The sequence below is a fragment of the Terribacillus halophilus genome (genome assembly GCF_900101385.1).
In the GTDB taxonomy this organism is placed as follows: Bacteria; Bacillota; Bacilli; order Bacillales; family Amphibacillaceae; genus Terribacillus; species Terribacillus halophilus.
The window spans coordinates 45,017-70,901 of record NZ_FMZB01000013.1 but is presented as its reverse complement, the minus strand read 5'-3'; the positions used below and the strand labels follow the sequence as shown (position 1 = coordinate 70,901).

General features: G+C 44.7%; 18 protein-coding genes and 3 pseudogenes. All 21 read right to left on the bottom strand.

Annotated elements, in window-relative coordinates:
- Positions 1 to 117 precede the first annotated feature (117 nt).
- A complete protein-coding gene (locus BLQ53_RS17100; RefSeq protein WP_093728528.1) occupies positions 118 to 3,123 on the bottom strand; it encodes a family 78 glycoside hydrolase catalytic domain in 3,006 nt (1,001 codons plus the stop codon).
- 22 nt (positions 3,124 to 3,145) lie between these two features.
- Positions 3,146 to 4,045 carry a carbohydrate ABC transporter permease gene (locus BLQ53_RS17095; protein WP_425288317.1) on the bottom strand — a complete coding sequence of 300 codons (900 nt, stop codon included), beginning with the start codon at positions 4,043 to 4,045 and terminating at the stop codon, positions 3,146 to 3,148.
- Positions 4,045 to 4,902, bottom strand: a complete 858-nt coding sequence (locus tag BLQ53_RS17090; RefSeq protein WP_093728533.1) for a carbohydrate ABC transporter permease — start codon at positions 4,900 to 4,902, stop codon at positions 4,045 to 4,047. Before BLQ53_RS17090 ends, BLQ53_RS17095 begins: the two co-directional genes overlap by 1 nt.
- 76 nt (positions 4,903 to 4,978) lie before the next feature.
- A complete protein-coding gene (locus BLQ53_RS17085; protein ID WP_093728527.1) occupies positions 4,979 to 6,283 on the bottom strand; it encodes an ABC transporter substrate-binding protein in 1,305 nt (434 codons plus the stop codon).
- Between the two features lie 102 nt (positions 6,284 to 6,385).
- Positions 6,386 to 7,855: a response regulator transcription factor gene (locus BLQ53_RS17080; protein WP_093728526.1), complete on the bottom strand. Its 1,470-nt coding sequence runs from the start codon at positions 7,853 to 7,855 to the stop codon at positions 6,386 to 6,388.
- Positions 7,855 to 9,615: a cache domain-containing sensor histidine kinase gene (locus tag BLQ53_RS17075; protein WP_170829756.1), complete on the bottom strand. Its 1,761-nt coding sequence runs from the start codon at positions 9,613 to 9,615 to the stop codon at positions 7,855 to 7,857. The genes BLQ53_RS17080 and BLQ53_RS17075 overlap by 1 nt, the downstream gene beginning before the upstream one ends.
- 203 nt (positions 9,616 to 9,818) lie before the next feature.
- Positions 9,819 to 10,585, bottom strand: a pseudogene (locus BLQ53_RS19240) (substrate-binding domain-containing protein).
- Positions 10,507 to 10,740 (bottom strand): hypothetical protein, encoded by a 234-nt coding sequence (locus tag BLQ53_RS19235; RefSeq protein WP_244499388.1) that lies wholly within the window; start codon positions 10,738 to 10,740, stop codon positions 10,507 to 10,509. Before BLQ53_RS19235 ends, BLQ53_RS19240 begins: the two are co-directional and overlap by 79 nt.
- A gap of 99 nt (positions 10,741 to 10,839) precedes the next feature.
- Positions 10,840 to 11,601, bottom strand: a complete 762-nt coding sequence (locus BLQ53_RS17060) for a DeoR/GlpR family DNA-binding transcription regulator (protein WP_093728522.1) — start codon at positions 11,599 to 11,601, stop codon at positions 10,840 to 10,842.
- 53 nt (positions 11,602 to 11,654) lie between these two features.
- On the bottom strand, positions 11,655 to 12,908 hold the full coding sequence (rhaA, locus tag BLQ53_RS17055) for an L-rhamnose isomerase (protein ID WP_093728521.1): 1,254 nt from the start codon (positions 12,906 to 12,908) through the stop codon (positions 11,655 to 11,657).
- Between the two features lie 12 nt (positions 12,909 to 12,920).
- Positions 12,921 to 13,235: an L-rhamnose mutarotase gene (gene rhaM, locus BLQ53_RS17050; RefSeq protein ID WP_093728520.1), complete on the bottom strand. Its 315-nt coding sequence runs from the start codon at positions 13,233 to 13,235 to the stop codon at positions 12,921 to 12,923.
- Positions 13,219 to 14,664 (bottom strand): rhamnulokinase, encoded by a 1,446-nt coding sequence (rhaB, locus tag BLQ53_RS17045; protein ID WP_093728519.1) that lies wholly within the window; start codon positions 14,662 to 14,664, stop codon positions 13,219 to 13,221. The genes rhaM and rhaB overlap by 17 nt, the downstream gene beginning before the upstream one ends.
- A gap of 11 nt (positions 14,665 to 14,675) precedes the next feature.
- A complete protein-coding gene (locus BLQ53_RS17040; RefSeq protein WP_093728518.1) occupies positions 14,676 to 16,742 on the bottom strand; it encodes a bifunctional aldolase/short-chain dehydrogenase in 2,067 nt (688 codons plus the stop codon).
- Positions 16,743 to 16,857: 115 nt separating this feature from the next.
- Positions 16,858 to 18,147: an MFS transporter gene (locus BLQ53_RS17035; protein ID WP_093728517.1), complete on the bottom strand. Its 1,290-nt coding sequence runs from the start codon at positions 18,145 to 18,147 to the stop codon at positions 16,858 to 16,860.
- Positions 18,148 to 18,461: 314 nt separating this feature from the next.
- Positions 18,462 to 19,394: a DMT family transporter gene (locus tag BLQ53_RS17030; protein ID WP_093728516.1), complete on the bottom strand. Its 933-nt coding sequence runs from the start codon at positions 19,392 to 19,394 to the stop codon at positions 18,462 to 18,464.
- A 280-nt stretch (positions 19,395 to 19,674) separates the two neighbouring features.
- Positions 19,675 to 19,770 (bottom strand): annotated as a pseudogene (locus BLQ53_RS18785) (sporulation transcription factor Spo0A); the annotation flags it as partial.
- A gap of 392 nt (positions 19,771 to 20,162) precedes the next feature.
- Positions 20,163 to 20,678 (bottom strand): hypothetical protein, encoded by a 516-nt coding sequence (locus tag BLQ53_RS17025; RefSeq protein ID WP_093728515.1) that lies wholly within the window; start codon positions 20,676 to 20,678, stop codon positions 20,163 to 20,165.
- A 30-nt stretch (positions 20,679 to 20,708) separates the two neighbouring features.
- Complete coding sequence (locus tag BLQ53_RS17020; protein ID WP_170829755.1) at positions 20,709 to 21,572, bottom strand: tyrosine-type recombinase/integrase; 864 nt, start codon at positions 21,570 to 21,572, stop codon at positions 20,709 to 20,711.
- Positions 21,573 to 21,712: 140 nt separating this feature from the next.
- Positions 21,713 to 22,491: pseudogene (gene spo0A, locus BLQ53_RS17015) on the bottom strand (sporulation transcription factor Spo0A).
- 241 nt (positions 22,492 to 22,732) lie between these two features.
- On the bottom strand, positions 22,733 to 23,998 hold the full coding sequence (gene spoIVB / locus BLQ53_RS17010) for a SpoIVB peptidase (protein WP_093728513.1): 1,266 nt from the start codon (positions 23,996 to 23,998) through the stop codon (positions 22,733 to 22,735).
- Between the two features lie 157 nt (positions 23,999 to 24,155).
- Complete coding sequence (gene recN / locus BLQ53_RS17005) at positions 24,156 to 25,880, bottom strand: DNA repair protein RecN (RefSeq protein WP_093728512.1); 1,725 nt, start codon at positions 25,878 to 25,880, stop codon at positions 24,156 to 24,158.
- Positions 25,881 to 25,885: the final 5 nt, after the last annotated feature.

The window sequence follows — 25,885 nt, the reverse complement described above, 5'->3', positions numbered from 1 at the left end:
AGAAAAAACACCTCCAAGTATTATTTCGGATAACAATCATCCGTTTTCAACCTTGAAGGTGTTTTTTATTTGTCTCAGCCTATGGGGTCAGTCCCTATTTGACAGCTTCCCTCTTTTTTAATATAGCTTCATTTTGAATTCGTAACTTCCAGAGTCCAATTCGTACACAGCTTTTCCTTCTTGAATTCCTTTAAAGGTAACGCCCGCATCGTCCGCTTCCTGTGTCTCTTTTCCGGCTGGGAGTTTTAAAGTTGCTGTCGTGTTTGCTGGAATCGTCACTTTATAAGATACGCTATCACCATTTATTCTCCATCCGCTTTTAATGACTCCATAAACAGAATCATATTCCCCTTGAACGACCGTGATTCGTTTGCTTCCATCAACGACAGGCTGTAATAGGATATGCTTGAATCCTGGCTTATCCGGATCATTGCTGATGCCTGCCATATACTTATACATCCATTCGGCAATAGCTCCATACGCATAGTGATTAAATGAATTCATCCCAACATAACCGAAACCATCTTCCTTGGAGTATGAATTCCATCGCTCCCAAATCGTTGTAGCACCATTTTTTACAGAATACAGCCAAGAAGGCATCTGATCTTGAAGCAATAAACTATAAGCAAGATCGGAACTGCCAACATCCGATAAAACAGGGGCTATCACATGAACACCAAGAAATCCTACAGATAAAGTATTCTCCGCATACTTTACGCGCGTGCTGTCTGGATGCGCAGCTTTGTATGCTGCATCATTTTTGATATTTTCCTTTAATACCTCTATAAATTTCGCTTTTTGCTCCTGGTTCTCATAGAGGCCAAGCTTTAATACCCAAAGTAATGCAAATTGGCTGTTATCCTCTTTCGTTGCTTTATATACGTCTATCCCTTCTTCGAATATATCTTCTGGATTTTCCATCAGGGATGATTTGATTACAGGGTTCTTGTGATCATCCTCTGCAATATAACGCTTGATAAAAGCCGCTTTGATGTTCGTGAACAGCACTTCGTATTTTCCCGCGTCCTCATCTTTGCCAATATGTCTCGCCATGCTGCTCATCAAATCGGCAGCATAGGCGTAATAAATATCACTCACAAATTGATTGCCGCTTCCTTGAAATGCCAGCCAGTCACCGATACCTGCAGCGCCACGATAGCTGTCACCAGATAAGCTGTACAGCCAGTCCATGTACTTCACCATGGAAGGGTAATGCTTCTTGATACTGCTGTCATCACCTGTCATTTGCCAGATTGTCCACGGAAGGATGATTCCTACTTCGGCCCAGCCTGCTTGGCCTTTTGGCCCCTTCCCAGTCCTGGCATAACTATTGAGGTTTGCCCACTTGCCTCCGGGGGCAACGGAAGTGAAGGAAGCTCGATCGAATCCATACAAGTCCTGTGAATCTACGAGGGTATCCATATACGTTTCCAAAAACAGGACAGATTCTGCATTATATAGAGCAGTGTTGGCAAAAACTTGTGTATCACCAGTCCAGCCTAAGCGTTCGTCGCGCTGCGGACAGTCGGTTGGAACCCAGAAGTAATTTCCTCTGTGTCCCCACTTCACATTATGATAAAGCTGATTCACAGCATCATTAGAAGTTAGTAATTTCCCCGTGTCATCAATGGACGAAGATGCCACCTTCCCGGTAAATTGTAAAATTTCCACCGATGCATCGGCTGTCAGCACCTTAATCTCTGCAAACCGAAAACCATAGAAAGTCATGGAATCCTGATGAATTTCTCCAGCTGCTTCCCCTTTTAACGTATAAAGACTTGTTTGCTTGGCAGTCCTCAGATTCTCAAAATAAACAGAGCCTTCAGGACCATCCGCACCCTTACTATCATCATTCGTGATTTCACCGAATCGTATTTGAATTTGCGTTCCCATTTCTCCCTTTACCGTATAGCTTGGTACACCGACCATATTCTGTCCCAAGTCAATGATTGCAGTTTCCCCATGCTTTAATGCAAAGCCTGTGTCCAAGTCGGAAGGCTGGTACTCTTTTACGACTTTAATCTTTCCACGGCCATTTTCACCTTGGTAATCTGGCAGAACACCATGATATACAGTAATGGACTCCGGCTGCTGTTCAAGTTCTGACATTATGAGAGCCGGCTTTGCCGGATAAGCTTTAAGTTTTGCCTTCGGGAAGGATGCCGGGAAAGAGTGCTCCTTAACCGAAGACCATGCCGCGTCATCATATCCTTTTTCCAGCCATCCATCCAGCTCCATAGTTGCATCATACACTTCGCCATCGTATATATCATTTTCTCGAATAGGTCCTTGATCTGTTGCTTTCCATTGACCGTTTGTATCTGAAATGATTATTTCCGCCGAACCATCTTCAAAAGTCACCGCTAATTTCACAAGCAGCCCCAGGTCGTTCCCATCCTCTTTATGGTAGGTGCTTCCCTCCCCGATCCTGCTGTTATACCAGCCATTACCAAGTTGAGCAGCTAATATATTATCCCCGGGGGCAAGATGCTTGGTAACGTCGTAAGTGAAATAATGAATGATTTTATCATAATTCGTCCAGCCTGGTGTCAGCAGTTCCTCGGCAACTGTGTTATCTTCTTGAAGGAATCCCATTTTATTTCCGTTTACATAAATTGTATAAGCCCCGAGTGCAGTTACATAAAGCCTTGCTTCTTTCACTCTTTTAGGAAGCCTCACTTCCCTGCGAAACATCACGGCACTTGCTTTTTTATCCTTCTTCCCAGCCATGGCTATCCATTTAGCTTTGCTCCAATTTTCCATTGCATGATCACTGAACAGCCCTGTTTCAAAATAGCTTTCCTCTGACTCTATCAGTGTTTCTTTTTCATCCCAAACGAGGACTTTCCAGTAGTACTTATAAGAAGGCAGGAGTTCCTTCCCTGCATAATGTACGGCAACAGATTTATCGGATTTTACTTTCCCGCTATCCCAATAGTCTGCAGCCTGAGGAGTCAAGCGGTCCGGACTCTGTGCGACTAAGATTTGATATGCTGTTTGCTTTTGACCTGAGCCAGCAGATGTCATTTTCCAGCTGAAACGTGGTTTTTCTGCATCAATTCCCATTGGCTTGATTCGATATTCCACCCTTAAATCACCTACAACTGTTGCTTGTTTTCTCATAAAGAAACCTCCCTCAAAATGATTACTTGATCGAACCTGCTGTCATCCCCGCTACAATCCGTTTATTGAAGAAAATAAACAATACAAGCGGTGGCAGCGAAATGAGAAGAATATTTGTAAACAGCAAATTCCATTGTGTGCTGTACAAACTCATAAAATTGTAAAGCGTCAGCTGTAAGGTCGCATTTTCTGCCCCTGGGAAAAAGTAAAGCGGATTAACGAAATCGTTGTAGACTCCGACTGCCGTAAGCACGATAACAGTTGCCGACACAGGTTTTAACAGCGGCAGAATGATAGAGAAAAACAGCCTCAGCTTTCCGCAGCCGTCTATCACTGCCGCCTCATCCAGCTGTTTTGGTATGGTTGCCATAAAGGCTCGATAAAGCATGACGGTGAATGGTAGATGCAGTGCGACTTCTACCAGGATGATGCCCGGCATCGTCTTGAAAAGACCGATACTTTCCAACACCCAGATAGTCGGTACCACTGCGGGCGGAATGATAAGTCCCACCAAAATCAAAAAATTGATGAACGGGGTGCTTTTTGTACGTTTACGGTGTAACACATAGCCCGCCATTGCACCGAAAAGGATGAGCAATACGATTGAAACAATCGTAATCATGGCACTATTGAAAAACGCACGTAGAATCATTCCATTTTCAGCTGCAAATACCAGCTGAATATTCTCCATCAGCTGAAATGTACTTGGCCATGACATATTGAGCAAGGAGGACTCTTGTGTGTCTTTTGCAGCATTTACAAATACAAAATACAACGGAATGCCAAATAGCAGAATGGTCACTGCCACCGCAAATACTTCTGCAATTAATCTTCCTGCTGTTCTGCTCTTTTTCTGTTTAGCCGTTCTGTGAGCATTGGACTTCCTTTCCAGCATAGATGAGGGGGCCATCATTTTAGCCATTACATATCCACCTCTTTTCTGTTCAAATAGAGATATAACGGAAAGGCTAGTGCAGCTACCACGATGAACAGGATCACATTACCTGCCGTTGAAATCCCGTAAAAACCTGCTTGATATTGCTTGTAAATGATAGAAGCGATGATATCCGTGCTGAATCCTGGACCTCCCTTTGTCATGGTCCAAATCAAATCGAACGTACGAAGACCACCAATAAAGGATAAAATGATCACCGTATTCATAGCAGGCCGGCTAAGAGGCAGCGTGATATTCCGAAATCGATGCCAAGCATTTCCACCATCAATCGAGAGTGCTTCATGATACTCCTGCGGAATGGACATGATGCCTGCGATGAAGATGACCGTCGCGATGCCGACCCCTTTCCACACATCGACTAAAGCGACAGATAACAAGGCGATCTTTGTATCACCGAGCCAGTCAGGACCTGCGACACCGAAAAATGAGAGCGCGGCATTGATCATTCCCTGTGACGGATGCATCAAGGTGGAAAATGCAATTCCGACGGCTATGGTACTGAGGAGGGCAGGAAAAAAAACCATCGAGCGGATGAAACCAACCGACCGCAGGCGCATACTAAGGAATACACCGAGCAGCAGCCCCAGAATGACTTTCAAACCGCTTGTAACGACTGCATAAATGACTGTATTTTTAAAGCCGATGTTCATGGAAGGTTCTGATAGGAATACTTTAAAATTCTCCAGACCGATAAACTTCCAATCCGTTAACGTCCACCATGTCATGCTGAAGAAAAAGGACAATATAGTCGGTAAGATGAAGAAGATAAGATAAACAGCGGCAGCCGGCAGTAAAAAGAAGTACGTGTATGGGTTCGATTTCATTTTTTTTCGCACGATTTTTAGTCTCTCCTTTTAATCAAGGGCACCCCGTACGAGCGGGCTCCCCTGCTAGTCCTTCCTACCATCCTTCCAATCCAAGTTGTTTTGCTTGTTTCTCTACATCTTGATCGTAAAGTTCCGCTCCTTCTTTTGCCGTCTTGCCGCCGCTGCCTACTTCGGTTGTGATTTGTTCAAGATTCGGTCCTTTAAGCGGGCTCAAAAATTCGAGGGCAGGAGCCGTATTCCCTTCTTCAAAATATGGAAGCATATCTTTTACCGCCTGTGGAACATCGTCCGGGAGTTCCACTCCTTCCACTGCCAATGGTCCGTCCAGGGAAGCTGCCTCGACGAATCTCTTTACTCCCTCATCGGAAAGGAAAGCTTCGGCCCATTTCTTCGCAGTCTCCACTTTTTCACCTTTTTTATTCAAATAGAAGGCATGCGGCATCCAGGCCGTAAATCCATTTTTTTCCAGACTATCACCTGGCTGAGGAAATACTCCGATATCATTCAGCTGGTCCGGGTAATTTGTTGCAAGGAGCGGTAACACCTGTGACAGCATGGGATAATGCGCGCCGGTGCCTTCAGCGAGCATTTTGATTCCAGCATCATAGTTGGTTGCCAGGAAATCATCATTCATGTACCCCTCGTCATAGACTTCCTGCAATTTTTCAAAGCTGCGCAGGGCAGCAGGAGTAGTTGCCAATTTCGCTTTGTTTGCCGTATATTCTTCCGGGAAGGACGGATTCTCCGCCAAAACATTGTAGTTATCACCTAATACAATCAGCTGACTGGTCCACGTTTCTTTGTATGTTCCAATGACAGCCGTTTTACCTGCCTCTTTGATCTTTTCATTATTGGCCATGAGTTCATCCCATGTTTTCGGAACCTCTAAGCCTAGCTCCTCATACACTTTTTTATTATAAAACCAAGCCCCCACCATGACAGAGGTAGCTGGAATACCATAGATCGCACCACTATCATCGGAAACAGTATCTTTAAACGTATCAAGTACTTTATCCATATACGGTTCTTTGCTTAAATCGACAAAATTCTGCGCTGGATTCAACGCTTGCAGTAAAGATCCAGAGTTGTAGAAGGCAATATCAGCCATATCACCAGTGGCTAGGCGCGTTTTCATGATATTATCGCCTTCTGTACCACCAGGTCTTGTTTCGAATACGGTTTTGATTCCATACTCTTCTTCTATATAATCTGTTACTGCCTCGATTGCAGTCCTAGACGAATCATTGGAAATAAGGACGGTCACCGTATCCTCTTCACCTGAAGTTGATGAAGAATTTGCACCTCCGCATCCTGCTAATAAGCCAACGAGAAGCACTGTTACACAAAACAAGGAAAGAAACTTCTTTAACTTGTTCATTTTATCCCTCCATTGCTTTTGATTAATTTCTTTACACCTCTATTGTAAACGCTTACAAAAGGGGATTTAAGTCCGGATAATTTGGAAAGGTATCCGATTTTTTCATGTAGCGCTTTTTCCTTGCTTCTCTTTGTACAATCCAGGACTTATACCAGTATGTTTTTTAAACACTTCCGTGAAATGACGATAGCTATGATACCCCACCTTCTCACTGACGTCCTTCACTTTCCCCCCATCAAGCAGCAATTCCTTTGCTTTTTCAATCCGTAGGCTGGTCAAGTATTTGATATAGGTGGTGCCTGTAGTCTCCTTGAACAGCAAGCTGAAGTATGTGGTATTCATGCCTGCTCGAGCTGCGACATCCTGCAGTGTGATGTCTTTGTGGTAATGATTTTCGAGAAACACTTTCGCCCATTCGACCGTCCCCTGGCTTTCTGTCTGCTTGGCTTGTCGGATTCCATCTAAAAAACTGATCATCTTGGATAACAGCCAATTCTCCATTGCTTCGCTTGTATCCAATGTTTTGATTTCTTGGTAATAATCGTAAATGGGGACTTGTGCGCCATTTTCTTTTGCAACTTCCAGTCCTAGGTAAACAAGACGAAGAATTTCTCTTTCCATAATTTCAAGCTGACGTGTTTGACAGAGTTCTTTCATCCAATCCATTACATGTTCCTTCATACTGGCTTCATCAATTGTCCGTAAACAAACAAAGATTGACTTTTCCATGCCTGAGAAGTCTTGCGGGGCAGTATTATCTGTATCAAGATCATCATAATGAAGTAAAGGCACTTCCAAGAATTTTGCATAACGGCATGCTTTTTGTGCTTGTTGATAGCTTTTATACAGTTCCCTTGGCTCCGTATAGGTCCGGCCTACCCCTACCTTACCTTTTACACTTGATGTGACCAAATCTTGTTGACATGATAGTGCTGTAAGATGAAGAAGGACGAGAAAGTACTCTTTTCCCGAACGAATCGTAACGCTATTAAGATTAGGTTTCTTCAGTTGGATAGCATCTTCCGTAGCAAGTGCCAGAACCGTGAATCCGTACACCTTTTTAGGATAGTTCTGCATCACTTGCTCCCATTCCCTCTCCCCTTCTTCATGGTGAAGCATCAACTGAAGCAGGGCGCGTTTTAAACGTTCTTGCTGATTTAATTCCCAGTCTGTCTCCAATGTCTTAACCCGCTGGATCTGATTTGCTTTTTTTATCGTTCGTTCCAGGACATCCTCTACTTTAGATAAAGTTACCGGTTTTTCAAGATAATCAACAACTCCCAGCTTAATCGCTTTCTTTAAATATGCTGTATCGTTAAATCCACTGAATACAATACATAAGGTGGTCGGTTCTATCTCCAAAATCCTTTCGATGAGAGCTAGACCATCCAACCCGGGCATTCGAATGTCGGTCAAGATGATATCCGGTTTATTTGCTTCAAAGAAATCAAGCGCTTCCACCCCATTTTGAGCAGTACCGATCAGCTCGATTCCAAATTTATCCCAACATACCATTGTTTGAAGCCCTTGCACAACAATGAATTCATCATCAAAAAGAGCTGCACGAAACATCAGGAATCCCCCCTTGTCTTGATTGGAAAACGAAGCTCTACAGTAGTACCAAGATTCATTTCACTCCTTATGGAAAAAGTGGAGGAGGGGTAATATAATTCCATGCGCTGCTGCACATTTTTCAGTCCAAAGCCCTTGGTCGTATTCGACATCTCTTCTATTCCTACACCATTATCTTCAATGATAAAAATCGTTTCATCGTTGTTGATTTTTCCAGTCAACCGAACTATTCCCGGACTCATTTTCGGTTCCAGTCCATGATAGATGGCATTTTCGACTAACGGCTGCAGCAATAGTTTTAGAAATTCCATATCAAGGAGCGCATCGTCAACGTCTTCTTCATAAGTAATACGATTAGGAAATCGCAGCTGCTGAATCGTTACATAGTGACGAATATGAGCCAATTCATCATCTACGGTTATCATTTCTTTCCCTTTACTCAAGCTAAGCTTAAAAGTTTCTGAAAGAGCACTCGTCATTTTGGCAATGTCTTGATTATCATTCATGATCGCCATCCAATAGATAGCGTCCAATGTGTTGTACAAAAAATGCGGCTTTATTTGGGCTTGCAGGAGGTTAAGCTCTGCCTCTTTGATCTCCAGTTTCGAGCGGATCAGCAAATGATTCAGCTCCATGTTTTCGGAAGTCACTTGTTTGAATGTATTACTTATCAAACTTATGTCATCAGAAGCTATTTCCGCCTGTCTTTCTTTTGTCGTTTTCATCCAGTCCACAATCAACTTTTTCAGTTGCGTCAGAGGATGCATAATTCTGCCAGAGGTAATAAAGGAAAGTATCAGTGCCAAGAACGCCATCAATCCAACGAGTATTCCCGTTGCATTCCGTATAAAGTAAGTTTCATTGAATAAAACATCTTTTTCGATAATATGAACAAAAGCCCATCCTGTCGTTTCATTCCGATAGCTGCTGATTAAATGATTCTCTTCTGGAAAATCATCTCTTTGAAGGAGAGAAAGCTTGCTTTTCTTTTCTGGATTGGCAATCGGCTCCGTATAAACAACTCGATTCGATGTCTCTGCTTGGTCCAGAATGACAGATTCACTATTTGGGCTCTCTTCTATGACTCTCGAAAAAATAGACTTATGAATGTTCACGACCAGGACTCCGAGAATTTGCTGTTCAAAAACATTATCCGAATCACGCAGCAGCTTTACGGACGAAAACGTATTCGAGGACGGATCATCCAGCAGTACATTGCGGCTAAAAAACAAAACTTTTCCTTCCGCCGCCTCCGTTTGTCTGTACCAATCCTGCGAATCTATTCCATGAACTGCACCTCCGCTTGTATCATACTTTCCCATACTGCTGCTGTTCCCATAACAAAAAGCACGAAAATGCTTATCGAATATACAAACGGAATCCACATCCTGCGTATCGATAAAATAGCTGTATAAAAGATGCTCCATCCGTTCCCCCATACTTTTCTCCATCTCCCGGGAAGAGTCGGAAGTTATATCGGCGCTCTTTTTTAACTCCGCTTGCATATCACTGTTCCAAGCTATCAATCGCTGCATATTGATGATATTCTTCAACAGGACATCCGCACGCTCACTAGATGCTTTCACTTGAGTCTGCATTGTATTGATTTGTTGATTCATCAATGTTGTCTTCGCAACATAATACGAAGTTATGCCAAGTACAGCCAGCGGGATGATCGAAATAAGCGTTATTGCAATAAAATATCGATGGCGCATTTTCATGAGTTTTAAATACTTTATAATCGCACATTCCTCCCTCATCATCCATTCTCCGCTTTCATTCTCTAATTGATAAGAGCGCTTACAAAATTTCAGATATGTTTCTGAGTTGTACTCATTTTTATATACATACGTTCTTTTTCACGTATTTTCCTGTAACGGATATGCCTATTCGAAAACATAAACAAGATCGATTTTCCCCACCAAAAAAACCGGGGGATGCAAAGTCCCCGGTCACATGTCAGTCAATATACATCTTTCCATTCATCTATATTGGATTCATCGAATTTAAACGGATCACCCAGCATGATCCGTGTGCCCTCGTCATCTTCGACTACTTCCACTTCACCAAGATCACGCAAATCTACTTTCTCTCCTAATTCGCCAGTGATGTTGCCTTCACCTAATTCGTAGGCAGCATATGCAGCGCCTTTTCCAACATCAATCGGATTCCACAGATACATCCATGGGCTGACGCCGCTTTCAATATATGTCGCCATTTCACTCGGCAACCCCAAGCCAGTCAGGACCACTTCTCCTTCCAAACCTTTATCGGTAAGCACTTTGCCTGCTGCGGCAATACCGACAGTCGTAGGTGCGATGATTGCTTTTAGATCTGGATAAGATTTCAACAATGCTTCTGTTTCGGATACACTCTTATCGCGCAAATCATCTCCGTAAGCTACTTTGACAAGTTCGATATCCTTGTATTCTTCTTTTTCAAGTTCCTTTTTCATCCATTCGATCCATACTCGCCTTCTTCCCCGATTTGTGCTGCCAAACTATCCAGCAGGTGCTCTGCCAGTTTTTCGGCATCGACCATATTGATAAAGAAATCCCTGCCCTCTGGGTGTGAATCCGCATCCCATGTCAGCACAGTTATCCCCTTTCGCCTGACTCCTGTCAGGATCGGTGTCAGGCGATCCGGGTCGATTACGCTGACTGCCAGGACATCGACCTCTTGTTTTTTGAATGTATCAATGATTTCTTCTTGCTGAGCTGGATTTGCCATTTGAAATGGATAATGGCTCCGGATGACTTGGCTGCTTCCTCCACTCCCTCCCGGACAGCCTGGAAGTAAGGTATGTCCATCACCTTCGGTACAACTGCGATATCAATTTTCTCCTCTTGAACCGGCTTGGCTTCAGGGGCTGGAGTTTCTTGCACATAAAGAATCTCGCTTTTGTTGCAAACGCTTACAAAAGTCAACAAGATAAGCAGGACAATCATTTTTTATACATGAAATCATCCTTAGGGGTCGGTTGATTAGTTCACAGCTTGGAACTCCATGTTCTGTTTTTCAAAATAGCTTCTCGTGATCGAATCTATGCCTGTATCTGTGTAGACCTTCGAAATTTTATTCAGCCCGGTAATGGTGGCAAAAGCGCGCTTTCCGAATTTACTGGAATCAGCTAGAAGGATTGTTTGTCCTGCTATCTCGATCATCTGTTTCTTAACGATTGCCTGCTGTTCGTTCGAATCGCTCAAGCCATGCTCGAGGTGCACACTCTTGCAAGATAGGAAAGTCTTATCCACGTAATATGTCGTCAATGATCTCTCTGTCAGCGGACCAACAAAGGATAAAGATTTGGACAGAAGCTGCCCGCCGAGCGAAATGACCCGAATCTGATCCTTTGTACTGCAGGCAAGTGCCACTTTGATGCTGTTGGTGATGATCGTCAGCGGCATATTCGGCAATTCTTTTGCCATATACCATGCCGTCGTACTGGCATCGAGAATGATTCGTTCCCCGGTATGGATATCGGCGACTGCTGCTCTGGCAATTGCCTGCTTTTGTTGCATATGCATCACTTCGCGTGCTTCATGGGCAATTTCCGTAGCTCCTTCTTCGATCCGCACAGCTCCGCCATGGCTGCGATGCAGCAGCTGTTCCTTCTCCAGCTTTTCCAGGTCACGCCGTATTGTCTCCTCGGTCACATGGAAGAGCGAGCTAAGCTCGGTGACCCGGACGCTTGCCCGTTCGTTCACCAGTTCGACGATCTTCCTTTGTCTTTCTGCAACTAACATACCTTTTCCTGCCTTTACCACGTTTTGATTATAGTGTAGCATAATCTTGCGTGTTACCGATGTGCCATTTCATTTCTTTCATACTCCTGAACATGCTGCCACCAGGCAGTTCCGCGCGGTACTTGCATTTCCTGGCAGAAATAATCCCAGATGGCGCCGAATGGATAGCTTTTCAGTTCTTCCATCAGCATGAGTCTATCCGTGAATTGTCCCTTCTCCTGGTATTCTTTCAATTCTTTATGAGGTGTCAGAAGCGCATAAAGCAATGCCTTTTGCATATTACGGGTGCCGATTACCCAAGCGGCAACGCGATTGATGCTGGCATCGAAGAAATCAAGCCCGATGCGAATGTTTTCAAGCGCATCATTGCGGACTAGCTCAAGTGCGATTTCCTTCAATTCATCGTCAAATGTCACCACATGATCACTGTCCCATCGAACTGGCCGGGAAACATGCAAAGCAATTTTATCCGTAAACGGAAGCATGCCGCTTATTTTGTTGGAAACCATCTCTGTCGGATGATAATGACCGGTATCCATCAGCAGATGTTTGCCGCGGGTCAGACTATAACCCACGTAGAATTCATGGGACCCGACAACATAGGACTCGGAACCGATACCGAATAATTTGCTTTCCACGGCATCGATATTGTAGGTTTCATCGATTTCGACAGCAAATATTTGATCGAGTGATCGTTTCAGGCGCTCCCTTGGCGTCAGACGGTCACTCGGCACATCCTTATAACCATCAGGGACCCAAATATTTGTAAGACTCGCCGTTCCTAGCTCTTTGCCGAAATATTCCCCGATCCGGCGCGAAGCGATACAATGCTCGATCCAGAACTGTCGGATTTCTTCATCGGGATGAGCAAGTGTCAGACCATCGGCTGCTTTTTCGTGCGAGAAGACAGTCGGATTAAAATCCAATCCTAGACCATGCTGCTTCGCCCACTCCACCCAGTTGCGGAAATGCTCCGGCTTTATTTCATTTCGCTCGACATGCTGGCCATCGGTTTCTGCATAGATAGCGTGCAGGTTGATGCGATGCTTGCCAGGAATCAGGCTGAGCGCCATTTCCAGGTCGGCACGCAGCTCTTTTGGCGTTGTCGCCTTTCCAGGGTAGTTGCCAGTCACATCGATACCGCCTGAAAGTTCATTCTGCTGCACTTCAAAGCCGCCGATATCGTCCCCCTGCCAGCAGTGAATGCTTATTGGTATCGTTTTCAATTTTGCCAATGCCGCTTCTACATCGACTCCTAGTGACTCATACACTGATTTTGCCATTTCAAACGCTTTTATCACTGTCATTTGTCTTCCTCCTTAATGTAAATGGAATACTTCTTTCATCGCTTCACTGACCGGACTATTATCGGGATTGGTCTGCATGATATCCTTCATGTATGCCCACCATCGCTGACACGTCTCCGTCTGTGCAATCCTGGCATGCATTTCCTCGGATTCCGCTTCCAGATAGGCAAACAGCATTGCAGTCGGCTCGTGCAGGAAAATGCTGTAGTTGCTGACACCATGCTCCTTGAGCACTTGCTCCATCTCCGGCCATAGCTCATCATGGCGTTTTTTGTACTCAGCGAATTTATCCTGATAAACATACATCACACTAGCTTTTCGAATCATGAATTCTCCTCCTTTCCTTATCCAGCAAACCTTGATCTGCCGGCAGATAGGTTCGCACAGGGAAGGAGCTGCGGATAAGCTGTCTGCCTGCTTCCAAGGAATCCAGCTCCCCTGCCGCTATTATTTGGACGATCAAGTTACCTAGCGCAGTCGCTTCTGTTGGACCTGTAATTACCTGTAAACCGCTGTAATCGGCTGTCAGCTGATTGAGCACTTGATTCTGTGAACCGCCGCCGACGATGTGCAAAGTTCGGATGCTTGTTCCCGTCAGCAGTTCCAGCTCTTCCAATGCTTCACTATAAAGCATGGCTAGATTATGATAGACCGTCAGACCCAGTTCTCCGATGTTAGTCGGCACATATTGATCGGTTTCACGGCAATAATCCTGCAATTCCTCAATCATATTGGCCGGCTTCAAAAACCTTGGATCATTCAGGTCTATGGAAGGCACCTGTTTCAAGTCTGTCCGACTAGCTTCCTCGGCCATCTCACCAAAATTGTAATCCACCGGGTATAATCTTCTTATCTCCTGAATCATCCACATCCCGATGATATTTTTTAGATATCGGTAAGTTTTGTTGATTCCCCACTCATTCGTGAAATTTTTATCCAAGCTGCTGTCGTCCAAGATAGGCTCGCTTCGTTCGGTCCCGATCAAAGACCAGGTGCCGCTGCTAAGATAGGCCCACCCTTCCCCGGCTGCTGGTACACCAGCAATGGCAGATGCAGTATCATGGGATCCGACAGCAATCACAGTGCAGGCAGGCAGGTCATATTGCTTTTGCAATGTCCCTTTGATTTCGCCGATTACTGTACCGGCTTCTACCAACGGGGCAAACTGCTTGGATTGAAAACTGGTCAAGGCAAGCAAATCTTCGTCGAAGTCACGTGTGAGTGGATCAAATAATTGCATCGTGGAAGCATTGGTTGCTTCCATCACTTTTTTACCGGTCAGCCGGTAATGAAGATAATCTGGTACAAGCAGCACTGTTTCGGTCCGCCCGATCAGCTCCTCATTTTCAGTAAAAAGCTGATAGATTGTATTGAAGGGTTGGAATTGGATGCCTGTTTTCCGGTAGATATCATGCTTAGGTACCGTTTTCCATACCTGCTCCATCACATCATCCGTCCGGGAATCCCGGTAAGCGATTACCTCACGCAACCGCTCACCATCCTTCCCTAGTAAAACATAATCCACTGCCCATGTATCGATTCCAAGCGTACATGATTGGATACCCTGCCGCTTGGCAATTTGAAGCCCACGTAAAATTTGTTCTTCCAAATGATCAATATCCCAGCACTGATAAGCCCCCTGTTTCTGATAGCCATTCGCAAACCGGTGAATCTCCTGTATGACAAGCTTCCCCTCTTTCAATTCACCAGTGACGAGACGGCCGCTTGATGCTCCAATATCGACTGCAATATGCATCTTGCGCCCCCCTATCTTGTGAAGGCAGCTGGTACGCCGCCATCAACCGTGATCATGCAGCCAGTTGTCTTCGCCGCTGCATCCGAGGCGAAGAATGCAATCGATTCTGCAATATCACTTGGGAAAATATTGACACCTAGTGTTGTACGTTTGCGATAATGCTCCTCCAGCTCATCAGGCGAAATATTATACGCAGCTGCTCTTTCCTCACGCCATTTGGAGCCCCAAATCGCTGATCCTTGCAGCACGGCATCAGGCAGAACACCGTTTACCCGAATACCATAGCTGCCGCCTTCTGCAGCGATACACCTGGCCAAATGCATTTCCATTGCTTTGACTGCGCTGTAAGCCGCTGCATTCTTTCCGGCATAAACAGAGTTTTTCGAGCCGACAAATACCATGCTGCCCCCGATTCCTTGCTGCTTCATCAAGCGGAAGGCTTCCCGGGCAACGAGGAAATAGCCTGTTCCCAATACATCCATATTAAGCTGCCATTCTTTTAATGTCGTTTCATCAAAAGGACTGCTTGTGGCAAGTCCTGCGTTATTGACTATATGGTCGACTCCTCCATACTGCCGTACAGCTGTTTCGAATGCTTCAGCGATTGCCGCTTCATCGGTTACGTCCATTTTGACGGCAAGCGCACGGCCTGCACCGTATGTTTCATTAAGTTCCCTGGCAACCTTTTGGGCTCCTTCGATATTGATGTCTGTCACGACAGCATGAGCGCCTCCTTCAAGGAATACACGCAATGTCGCACTGCCGATACCGCCTGCACCGCCTGTGACAAGAACAACCGAGCGGCTGAATCTTGCCTCTGGTGGAGCCAAGGACAGCTTATACAGCTCCAATGGCCAATATTCCACTTGGAACGATTCTCCTTCAGACAATGACACGAAGTCACCTAGTGCAGTTGCTCCCTTCATGACCGCAATGGCACGATGATACAATGCAGCACTGATATCAGCAGCTTTTTTGTCTTTTCCTGTTGTGACCATTCCGACACCAGGAATGAGAACCACTCTAGGCACAGGTTCGAACATCACATCCCCCTCGGATGCAAGACGGTTAAAATAATCTTCGTAATCTTCAGCGAAGTTTTGGATACCTTCTGCCACTTTCCGTGACAGATCCTCCGCATTGTCAGTAGACGGATCAAATGCAATGTACAAAGGCGTCCGCTTTGTATGTACAAGATGATCCGGACAAGCTGCACCTACCTGGCTCAGCTGCTGCGCCTGTTCACTATTCACGAATTCCAGCACATCATCACTGTCATCGAAACTCAGGATCATTTTCTTCTCTCCGCTCACCGCTCCCCTTATGGCTGGCATCACCTTCGTGATCAGCTTTTCACGTTCTTCTTTATCCAAAGCAGAAACCTTTGCTCCGCCGAAGGCTTTTGTTTCAGACTGTTGTCGGCTGATATAGTCCTCCGCTTCATTGATGACGGCAATCGTCCGATCATAGCTCTCCTGTGCTGTATCTCCCCAAACAACCAGCCCGTGCTTTTCCATCAATACAAGCTCAGCATGCGGATTCGCAGCCACTGCTTCCGCAATCATCTTGGAAAGTGTGAATCCTGGACGGATATAAGGCACCCAAACAAATCGGTCCCCGAAAATCTCCTTGGCGATTTCCTGTCCATTATCCGCACAGCACAGACTGATGATGCTGTCGGGATGTGTATGATCGACATGTTTGAATGGAAGGAATGCATGCAGCAATGTTTCAATTGAAGCGCGAGGGTGGCTGGCATCAATCATGCATTTACCCAAGTAGGCAACCATCTCTTCATCAGTCATAGACTCCTTCTCGATCAGCGGACGAATATCTTCCATCCGCAAACCAGTGAAGTTATGTGCTCCCATCGTTGCCAAATCAGAACCGCTGCCTTTGACATACATCACTTCCACCGGACGTCCTCGAAAGTCCTCCACCGTCGTTTTCATCGACGTATTACCGCCGCCCCAGTTACACACAGAACGGTCGCTTCCGATCAAATTGGAGCGATATACCAGCTCCTCTAGTCCTTCAAACTGCTTCGCATCTGATTCATTCCATTTATTCTGTACCAATTCTAACACTCCTTTTACATTTGATGAAGCGCTTTCAAAATCTACACTCATTATATAACAAACTACCTTACTTTTGTGTATTTATCTTTATTTTTATTTGTTTATTTTTGTTTTGTTATTTTCTTGCTTCACGAGTATTTTCCGGCACGGTTCCATAACGCTCTTCCTGTATCTCTTCCAGTGACTTGCCTCGAGTTTCAGGAGCCATAACCAGGCCAACTACAGCAGCGATGAGAAGGAATCCTATCATGATCAAACCTGCCGTCTGGAAACCCAGCGAACTGATCATCACCGGAACAACGAGCGAAATCAATCCGACAGCTATCCGCGCCAGGGCAAAAATAAACCCTTGTGCCTTGGCCCGATAACGTGTATGGAATAACTCCCCGGCCCATAAACCATAGAAAGCCTGAGCGCCAAAACCAGCAGCAATCCCCCACAGGACGACAAAGGTGAACAATTCAAACATTCCCATTCCGCCAAACGTAAGAACTAGCCAAGCAGCGATTCCCATAGCTGCGCCAATTCCATATAGAAGCTTGCGATTCACCCGGTCACCAAGCTTAATGAAGACGAAATACGTACCTGCCACAGTCAATGTCCAAAGGAAGCCTTGCAGTAAATTTGCCTGCGATGCAGATAAACCTCCGACTGTTTCGTAAATATAAGGCATGAAATAGCCCATCACTCCCGCGACTAGATTCCAGAATACATAGATTCCGACTAGCAGTACGATTGCCTTTAGATTCGCTTTCACAGTAAACAGCTGCTTCCAGGACACATCTTGTGAACCTGAAAATTTACGGCTTTTCTCTTTTTCCTCGGTCCAAATAGTCGATTCATTGATCTGCTGCTGCAGTATCCACGTAATCAGTGCGACAACGAAGAGCTGGGCAAAAATGATGCGACTGCCAAGCAAACCTAAAGGAGCCAGTAATACGGACAGAAACAGCGTGATTGCCGGTCCGATCGACCAAGCAAACTGCCCCCAGCCGACACGAGCAGCCCTCTCCCCCTTCGGAGCCTCTTCGGCTATGTAAGTCCAAGCAGCAGGTATTGCTGCACCAACTGCAATGCCCGTTACAACATACCCAATTAAGAGCATCGGGAAATTGAACGCAAATGTGATGAGCAGAATTCCCAGCATGTATACAAGCAGGTCATATTTATAGATGAATTTCCTGCCGAACTTGTCCACCAGAATACCACCAAGAAACGCACCAATCGCCGAGCCAAAACCATTGGCACTCAACGCACCAAGCAGACCAAGCTTGGCATCATTGAGATGCAAATACTCCATCCATAATGTCAAACCGCCAGCACCGGCAACAATTGAACCCGCCTCTAGATAATTGGACATTGCCACCGTGATGGTCGCCTTCAAACTCCCTTGTTTTGCCGCCATTGTTCTTCCCCTCCTGTACTTTTCAAACGCTACATAATAACAACTCACCTTTTAAAAGCGCTTACATAGAACTTTATGACTGAATTATACACTAATTAGTTTTGATTGTGTTTATTTACTTCTATTTATTTTGTTTTTTGGCCATATCTTAAGATGTCCTTTAGTTTACATAATTTTATTATGATAAACTCATTTCAATTATAAAACCTGCACCATCGATTTACTGATGGTACAGGTTTTTGATTACAGGTCATTCCTCTGATTGAAGCAATGCTTAATTATCCAAATCCGGGCATTACCGGCATACCATATGATTAAAACATTCTTATTAAAATTACACCCGCCAAAATCAAGAACAGTCCAACGACTTGTATCCAGTCAATCAGCGTTTTTTGAGCACCCATCCATCCAAAACGCTGGATAAGCAAGCTTCCCGCTATCTGGCCAAACAGAACCAGTACAACCGTTTGTCCTGTGCCGACTTGTCCAACTAAGTAAATGTTAATCAATACATATGCCGCTCCCAAAAATCCGCCGAACCAAACCCACCAAGAAGCTTTTTGTTTAATTGGATTGCTGACTTTGACAAATGAGCGCTCCTTTAAGCCGACTACAATGATCAAGGTAATCGCCCCAACGAAAAAGGAAACAAAAGCTGCTTGTATGGAGGAATCCAGCACCACACCAAGCTGCCCATTGATTGCTACTTGTGTCGACATCAACATACCAGACACGATGCCGATAAGACGCCAAATCCATAAATTAAAGTTGTTTTCACTGCTTTTTTCCTGTCTGTGCCTTACTTCCTGTATCGCAATTGCAAAAAATACCCCCACCAACACCAAACATATCCCAATTAATCGATAACCATCAAAGGCTTCTCTCCTGGAATGGAACCATCCGAAATTATCAATCAGCATTCCCATGATGATTTGACCGAGAATGGGCATGATGGCAGTCTGCACACTTCCCAGCTTAGGAAATAACAAAATATTGACAGTAAGGAAAATGACACCGAGTACTCCCCCAAGCCAAATCCAAATGGGCTCATGTACCATTAACTCCCAGGATAAACCCAGTGGTGAACCGATCACCAAGGAAATAACAGTCAAAAAGAGAGCACCAATCACAAATGAAATCATCGAAGCCAAGTAAGGGGAGATAACAAACTTTCTCAATTGCGAATTCACAGCTGTTTGAATGGACAACCCTGTCCCAATTAAAATTCCTATCAATGCAGTAATCATTTCATATAACTCCCTGAAAATTTATTTTTAACTAATATAAATGGATAAAATCAGGGAGGCGGTAAGGAACGGTAATGATCGTTATTCGTACTTATCTTCCTCTCTAAGACGATGAACTTATTTTATACCCTTTTAACAGCTGATAGTCAACCATGCAGATAAGATATTTTCCCAAAACAAAAACGCTCCCTAAATCGGCAATCCGATAACAGAAGCGTTAAGACCTTTAAACATATTTTAATGGCGGTCTAATTATAGTTAAGATCGACCTAAATCAGCATCAACTGGCACGGTGTTCAAGTCGCAGGCGATCTGCCACCATTGCAATGAATTCTGAATTTGTCGGCTTTGCTTTCGAGATGCTCACAGTGTATCCGACGGTTCAAAGCGTTGGTATGAAGCTGTTTCCGGTACATTTACCGGTACATTTGTCGGGAGTTTATGTATAAATTTATCGGCTTGTATGACCGGTAGTTTATCGGTCTATCCGTACAAGTTTATGGGCTTTATTGCGAAATTAACGAAGTTGCAAGGTGTTTCCGTTTATTTCCGAAATATTATTTTTATGTTTGTACTGTTACAATTATGCTCGCTTTCTCTGAGGCAAGCAGTAATTCTACTCTGAAGACTATTCCGAAGTATATTCTGTTCTCTATGCTGTTCGCTATTCCGCCGCGTGTCCGAGGGTGAATAGTCCGCCGGAATATTCCGAACGTTGTTATTCCGCGTTGTCCACGCTAGTTTGGTATATTCCGTTGTTCGGCGATATTACTGTGTAATATATATATCTATCCGTAACCCCGCAACCCTATTTCGGCAATACCTGACCTTACCTTGCGACGTCGCAATGTTTATAACGTGATAACCCTCGCCGCACACCCGGCATCCTCCGCCATCTTCCGCAACATCATCGCATAAAAAAATAGTCTCCTCGAGAGAAGGTTCAGCTTTCTTCTTAGCTTCTGCCTTTTCGGCTTTTTCTTTCTCAGCCTTCTCTTTAGCTGCCTGCTCTTCCTCTTTAGCTTTTTTCTCCGCTTCTTCCTTCTCCTTCGCAGCTTCTTCTTCCGCAGCCTTTGCTTCTGCTTTCTTCTGCTTTTCAGCAGCTTTGTCTTCTTTCTTATCTACCCCAGCCACCGGCTCCGCCTTTTCATCACTCTTTACTTCTTCCGTACTAGCCGACTTTAAGGTATCCGGACTCGTAGCAAAACCAATTATAGCAAGCAATATAATGACTGCTGTGACGACTGATCTAATAATCGTATTCCATTTCTTACTAACCCACATTAATACAAGTCCGACCGGGAAAAATAGGAATTATCGACGCCTTGCCTCAGCTAATTCTCGTCCGTTTACCAAGTAATATTTCGCAAAATTATTCCGGAGTTGGTGAGGCTGAACATCTAACCCAACCATCCTCGAATGCTTCTTAAAGGCAGTCTCTATATTTCTGACGTCCATCTTCTTGCCTCTGGTCGATGGAAATACGTGGGGGCTATCGGAATATCGGTCCTTATACTCCAACCATGACTTCAGTTCTCGGCCCATCTTCTGAGAAAAATAAACAATCCTCTCTTTTCCGCTTTTTGTCATTCGGAGGAGCATTGCTCCGTTTCTTATATCTATATCGGTAGGTAACGTCTCCAATAATTCTCCGATCCTGGCGCCGGTGTCTAAAATGAGCCGCGCAATGATCCAGTTCCGGTATTCATGGAATCGCGAAACATCGAACGTAGTAAAGAATAGCTTCAGTTCATTTTCGGTAAGCAGCGATTTTACCTTTCGCACTGGCCGAATTTTCTCTATACCTTCGCAGGGATTTTTCTTGATGATTTTATTTCGGTAAAGATAATTGAAAAACGCATTGATGTTGCGTTGATAATTAGCAAGTGTTGTTTCACTAACTTCCCTACCAAAATCCGAACGATTATGCGGTCTATTTTGCCGAGCCGACATATCGTTAGAAAATGCACCGTACTTTCCCCTCTGTCGTATATAGATAAAATACTCCGTAATATGATCCCGCTTTACTTTCGCCGGATTGTTTACGTCTTGCTGCTCGATTAAATATCGATGGAATAATCGCAAGGTTTGATCGTAACTACTCATCGTCTTATTCGATAATCCACGGCTCTGACATTCGATCATATAGCGGTCCAATTCGATTAAAAAAATGTCCATACAAAAAACGCCCCCTTCACCGGACAGACCCGATAAATTAGAGCGCTCATACATTTCCGAATATATATTTATACATTTCCGATAAGAGTTTATCGGCTTATTCCCGCAGAGTTTAACGCAAAAATCGCATGATACCGGGCTTAGGACGCACGGTGTTCAAGTCGCAGGCGATCTGCCACCATTGCAATGAATTCTGAATTTGTCGGCTTTGCTTTCGAGATGCTCACAGTGTATCCGAACAGAGAGGAGATGGAATCCATGTTGCCGCGGTTCCATGCTACTTCGATTGCATGGCGGATTGCCCTTTCCACGCGGGAAGCAGTTGTATTATATGTTTTGGCGATGTCCGGATAAAGCACTTTGGTGATCGATCCGAGCAGGTCAATATCATTGTAAACCATCGTGATTGCCTCACGCAGGTACATATAGCCTTTGATATGTGCAGGCACACCAATTTCGTGGATGATATTTGTGATGCTTGCTTCCAGATTCGGCTTCTTATCCCGTTTTTTCTCTTTTGTGACGCGGATTGGACTTGCTTCATAATTTCCGCCATGACCGCTTACTTGACGGATTTGTGCTGCCAGGTTCTCCAAATCGAAAGGCTTAAGGATAAAGTAAGCAGCGCCGAGGTCGACTGCCTTCTTGGTGACTTCTTCCTGACCGAAGGCTGTCAGCATAATCACATGCGGCATCGGGGCGGACGTTCTTTCCCGTAATGTGCGAAGAACGGCCAGACCATCGACATGCGGCATGATGATGTCGAGGACGGCTGGAGATCTTCCAGCATATCTAAACAATCTTTTCCATTATAAGCCGTTCCAATTACTTCTATATCGGATTGGTCTTCGAAATATTCCTCCATAAGCTGCACTAGCTCTCGATTGTCATCGACCAAAACTGCTTTTATCTTTTCCATTCCCAGCTTCCTCCCTTAATATCCCTTATGATTCCACGTTATAGTTTCGACACATCAAGGTCAATTCCTGCCAAATTGAAAAAAACCTCGCTTTTAATTCAAATGGATGAAACTCTGCCCATCATTCGACAGTATGCGACGAGGCTTGCTCCGAACAGATGTTTCTTGTCTTTACAGTATACCGTATGACTTGAAAAAGAAAAAGACAATCCTATTCGTAAACGAACAGGAATTGCCTTTTTCAGCTAGCTTTCTTATCGGTTTTATAAATGTCGATACCTGCTTCCTGCAGCATCCATTCAATATGCACGCCATAGCCAGATGTCGGATCATTAACGAATACATGTGTTACGGCACCGATTAGTTTACCATCCTGGATGATCGGACTTCCGCTCATTCCTTGGACGATCCCGCCGGTTTTAGCAAGCAGACGCTTGTCGGTCACCTTGATGATCATCCCCTTTGTTGCTGGGTGATCCTGCGGTACACTATTGACGATTTCCACATCGAATTCTTCAATTTTTTCTCCATCCACAACCGTTCGGATGATTGCTGGTCCTTTCTTCACTTCCTCGCTTAATGCAATTGGCAGTGCTTTTGCTTCTTCGTTTTGACGCATATCACTGTCCAATTTGCCAAAAATACCAAAAGGGCTATTTTTCGTTATGGTTCCGATATGATTGCGATTCATGCTGAATTCAGCGAGTTTTTCCCCTGGCTTGCCATTGTTTCCTTTTTGGATGCTCGTTACATTGGATCTGACGATTGTTCCATCATGTATCTCGATTGGCTTTTGTGTATCCATATCCGAAATGACATGTCCCAAAGCACCATAATTTTTCGATTGTGGATCATAGAAGGTCATCGTCCCGATACCAGCGGCTGAATCCCGGATATAAAGACCCATCCGATATTGTTTATCCTTATCATCAAGAGCTGGGTTCAATTCGGTTGTCAATGTCTGACTGCCGCGTTTCACTTTGATGCTGATAGGTTTTCCTGCCTTTCCGGCTTTCTCGATCAGCGGAGCTACTTCTTCCATATTGTGTATTTCCTGCTCATCGATTTCCAAAAGGATGTCTCCGGTATAAATGGCCGCATCTTCACCAGGTGATACGGTTTCTTGTGCAGTCCGCACTTGATGATGGCCGACAACGAGAACACCGAGTGTATGGAGCTTCACCCCAACCGAATGGCCCCCTGGGATGATACGAATATCCGGAAGGACGTTTACAGCGACCTTTTTGACAGGTATGCTGCCTACCGTATAGACCAGGTCTTGCTTACCACCAGACTGGCCGCGGAAAGCTTCTTGATCTAGTGCTTCGACCGCTTTGCCATCACCAAAAACCGGAAGAGCATCGGAAGGATCGTTATTTGAAAACAAGGTCAATGTTTTGGGTATGCTCAGAAAGGACTGTACAGGTTGGGTCAATGGCGCCGCTACTAACAACGCAAGCAGGCAAAGACCAATGGCGATGCGTAATGCTGCTATCCTTTTCTTCATTTTCTCATCTCCTAGAAGTCCTACCCCACAGCAGTTCATGCTTGTTTATGTACTTCTAGTTTGACTTTCACAGGAACATTTTAAACCCAGAAAACATCAGAAAAAGCGCCTATCTTTTCCTATGTATAAACGAAAAATCCTGCCGCATCAGGCAGGATCATGATTGTTTGTATTGGCCGGCAAGCGTGATGAGTTCCTTCGCATGCTCTTTTGTCTTTTCGGTAAGCACCGTTCCGGTCATCATCCTGCTGATTTCCTCGACTGCCGCGTCCTGAGCAAGCTCCGTCACAGAAGTATGCGTACTGTTGTTTTCCACATGCTTTTCAATCAGCAGATGCGTATCGGCCATCGATGCTACTTGCGGCAGATGCGTGATGCACAATACTTGAGAACCTACAGAGATACCGTAAATTTTCTCTCCTATCGCCTGGGCAACTCGACCGCTGACACCTGTATCCACCTCATCGAAAATGACACTCGTCACACCTTGATGACGTGAGAATATACGCTTCAGGGCCAACATGATACGGGATAATTCCCCTCCTGATGCAACTTTGTGCAGCTCTTTCAAAGGTTCTCCGGGGTTTGTTGATATATGGAAGACAATGGAGTCAAACCCTTCCGCTGTCAATTGAATAGGTCTCCCATCCAGTTCAGGATCACCAGGACTACCTACTTTATGCTGCACGTCAACATGGAAACGAGCTTTCTCCAAATAAAGATCCTTCAGTTCCTCATGAATCGCATCCGTCAGCTGAATAGCTGCTTGTACACGTAAATCGTGTAGTTGCCTTGCTTCCAGCAAAGTGTCTTCACTGAGTTCCGCAATTTGCTGCTCCAGCTGATGTATATGGGAATCACGATTCTGAATCCGATCGATTTCATCCTCGATGCTCGCAGCATATTCCAAAATCTCTTCGACCGATTGCCCATATTTCTTCTTCAATCGGTTTATTTCGTTCAATCGCATTTCAATTTCATTCAAGCGTTCTGGATCATACGAGAGCGAATCCAGCTGGCTGCTCAATTGGAAAGTAAGATCCTCCAGCAAGTAATATTGCTCGCTGATCATTTGATGATGTTTTTGAATATCATCATCATAGGAACTCGCCGATTCAAGGCTGGCTAAAGCATGCCCAACCCAGTCCAAGCCTTTTTGCTCACCGTAAAGGGCATTATAAGCATCATGAAGCGATTGATATATCCGCTCGAAGTTCATCAGCTTGGTCCGTTCTTCTGTAAGCTGTTCGTCCTCACCCGGCTGAAGCGCCGCTTCTTTCAATTCATTGTATTGAAATTGAAGCAGGTCAAGACGCTGTGCCATCTCCTGTTCATTCGTATTCCATTCTTTATAGCGTTTCTTCAATTTTTGAAGTTCTTTGAATTGAAGTGTGTAAGCATCTTTTGCTTTACCGATTGCATCTGCATCGTACAAATCAAGCAACTCGATATGCTTATCCGCATCCATCAACGATTGGGTTTCATGCTGGGTATGGATATCTATCAATGTTTTACCGAATTCACGCAAAATCGCCAAAGTCACCAGCTTGCCATTGACGCGGCAAATGCTTTTTCCGCTAGTTGTCATTGTCCTCTCCAGCACAATCATCCCATCATCGATATCGACACCGAATTGTTCCCCTACGGCATAAATCGGATGATCAGATGCATCAACGATGAAGAGTCCTTCCAATTCGGCTTTCTTCTGCCCATGGCGGATAAATTCAATTGATCCTCTTCCGCCGCTAAGCAGCTGGACAGCATCAATGACAATGGACTTACCTGCGCCTGTTTCTCCAGTCAGCACAGTAAGCCCTTCCTTAAAATGGATTCGTATGTGGTCGATAATCGCAAAATCCTTTATCGAAAGCTCTGTAAGCATTGTAT

Bases quoted from the DNA above. Each gene is read 5' to 3' on its own strand.
- BLQ53_RS17100 (WP_093728528.1), bottom strand. From the start codon at position 3,123: ATGAGAAAACAAGCAACAGTTGTAGGTGATTTAAGGGTGGAATATCGA.
- BLQ53_RS17095 (WP_425288317.1), bottom strand. From the start codon at position 4,045: ATGGCTAAAATGATGGCCCCCTCATCTATGCTGGAAAGGAAGTCCAAT.
- BLQ53_RS17090 (WP_093728533.1), bottom strand. From the start codon at position 4,902: ATGAAATCGAACCCATACACGTACTTCTTTTTACTGCCGGCTGCCGCT.
- BLQ53_RS17085 (WP_093728527.1), bottom strand. From the start codon at position 6,283: ATGAACAAGTTAAAGAAGTTTCTTTCCTTGTTTTGTGTAACAGTGCTT.
- BLQ53_RS17080 (WP_093728526.1), bottom strand. From the start codon at position 7,855: ATGTTTCGTGCAGCTCTTTTTGATGATGAATTCATTGTTGTGCAAGGG.
- BLQ53_RS17075 (WP_170829756.1), bottom strand. From the start codon at position 9,615: ATGAGGGAGGAATGTGCGATTATAAAGTATTTAAAACTCATGAAAATG.
- BLQ53_RS17060 (WP_093728522.1), bottom strand. From the start codon at position 11,601: ATGTTAGTTGCAGAAAGACAAAGGAAGATCGTCGAACTGGTGAACGAA.
- rhaA (WP_093728521.1), bottom strand. From the start codon at position 12,908: ATGACAGTGATAAAAGCGTTTGAAATGGCAAAATCAGTGTATGAGTCA.
- rhaM (WP_093728520.1), bottom strand. From the start codon at position 13,235: ATGATTCGAAAAGCTAGTGTGATGTATGTTTATCAGGATAAATTCGCT.
- rhaB (WP_093728519.1), bottom strand. From the start codon at position 14,664: ATGCATATTGCAGTCGATATTGGAGCATCAAGCGGCCGTCTCGTCACT.
- BLQ53_RS17035 (WP_093728517.1), bottom strand. From the start codon at position 18,147: ATGGCGGCAAAACAAGGGAGTTTGAAGGCGACCATCACGGTGGCAATG.
- BLQ53_RS17030 (WP_093728516.1), bottom strand. From the start codon at position 19,394: ATGATTACTGCATTGATAGGAATTTTAATTGGGACAGGGTTGTCCATT.
- BLQ53_RS17025 (WP_093728515.1), bottom strand. From the start codon at position 20,678: ATGTGGGTTAGTAAGAAATGGAATACGATTATTAGATCAGTCGTCACA.
- BLQ53_RS17020 (WP_170829755.1), bottom strand. From the start codon at position 21,572: ATGGACATTTTTTTAATCGAATTGGACCGCTATATGATCGAATGTCAG.
- spoIVB (WP_093728513.1), bottom strand. From the start codon at position 23,998: ATGAAGAAAAGGATAGCAGCATTACGCATCGCCATTGGTCTTTGCCTG.
- recN (WP_093728512.1), bottom strand. From the start codon at position 25,880: ATGCTTACAGAGCTTTCGATAAAGGATTTTGCGATTATCGACCACATA.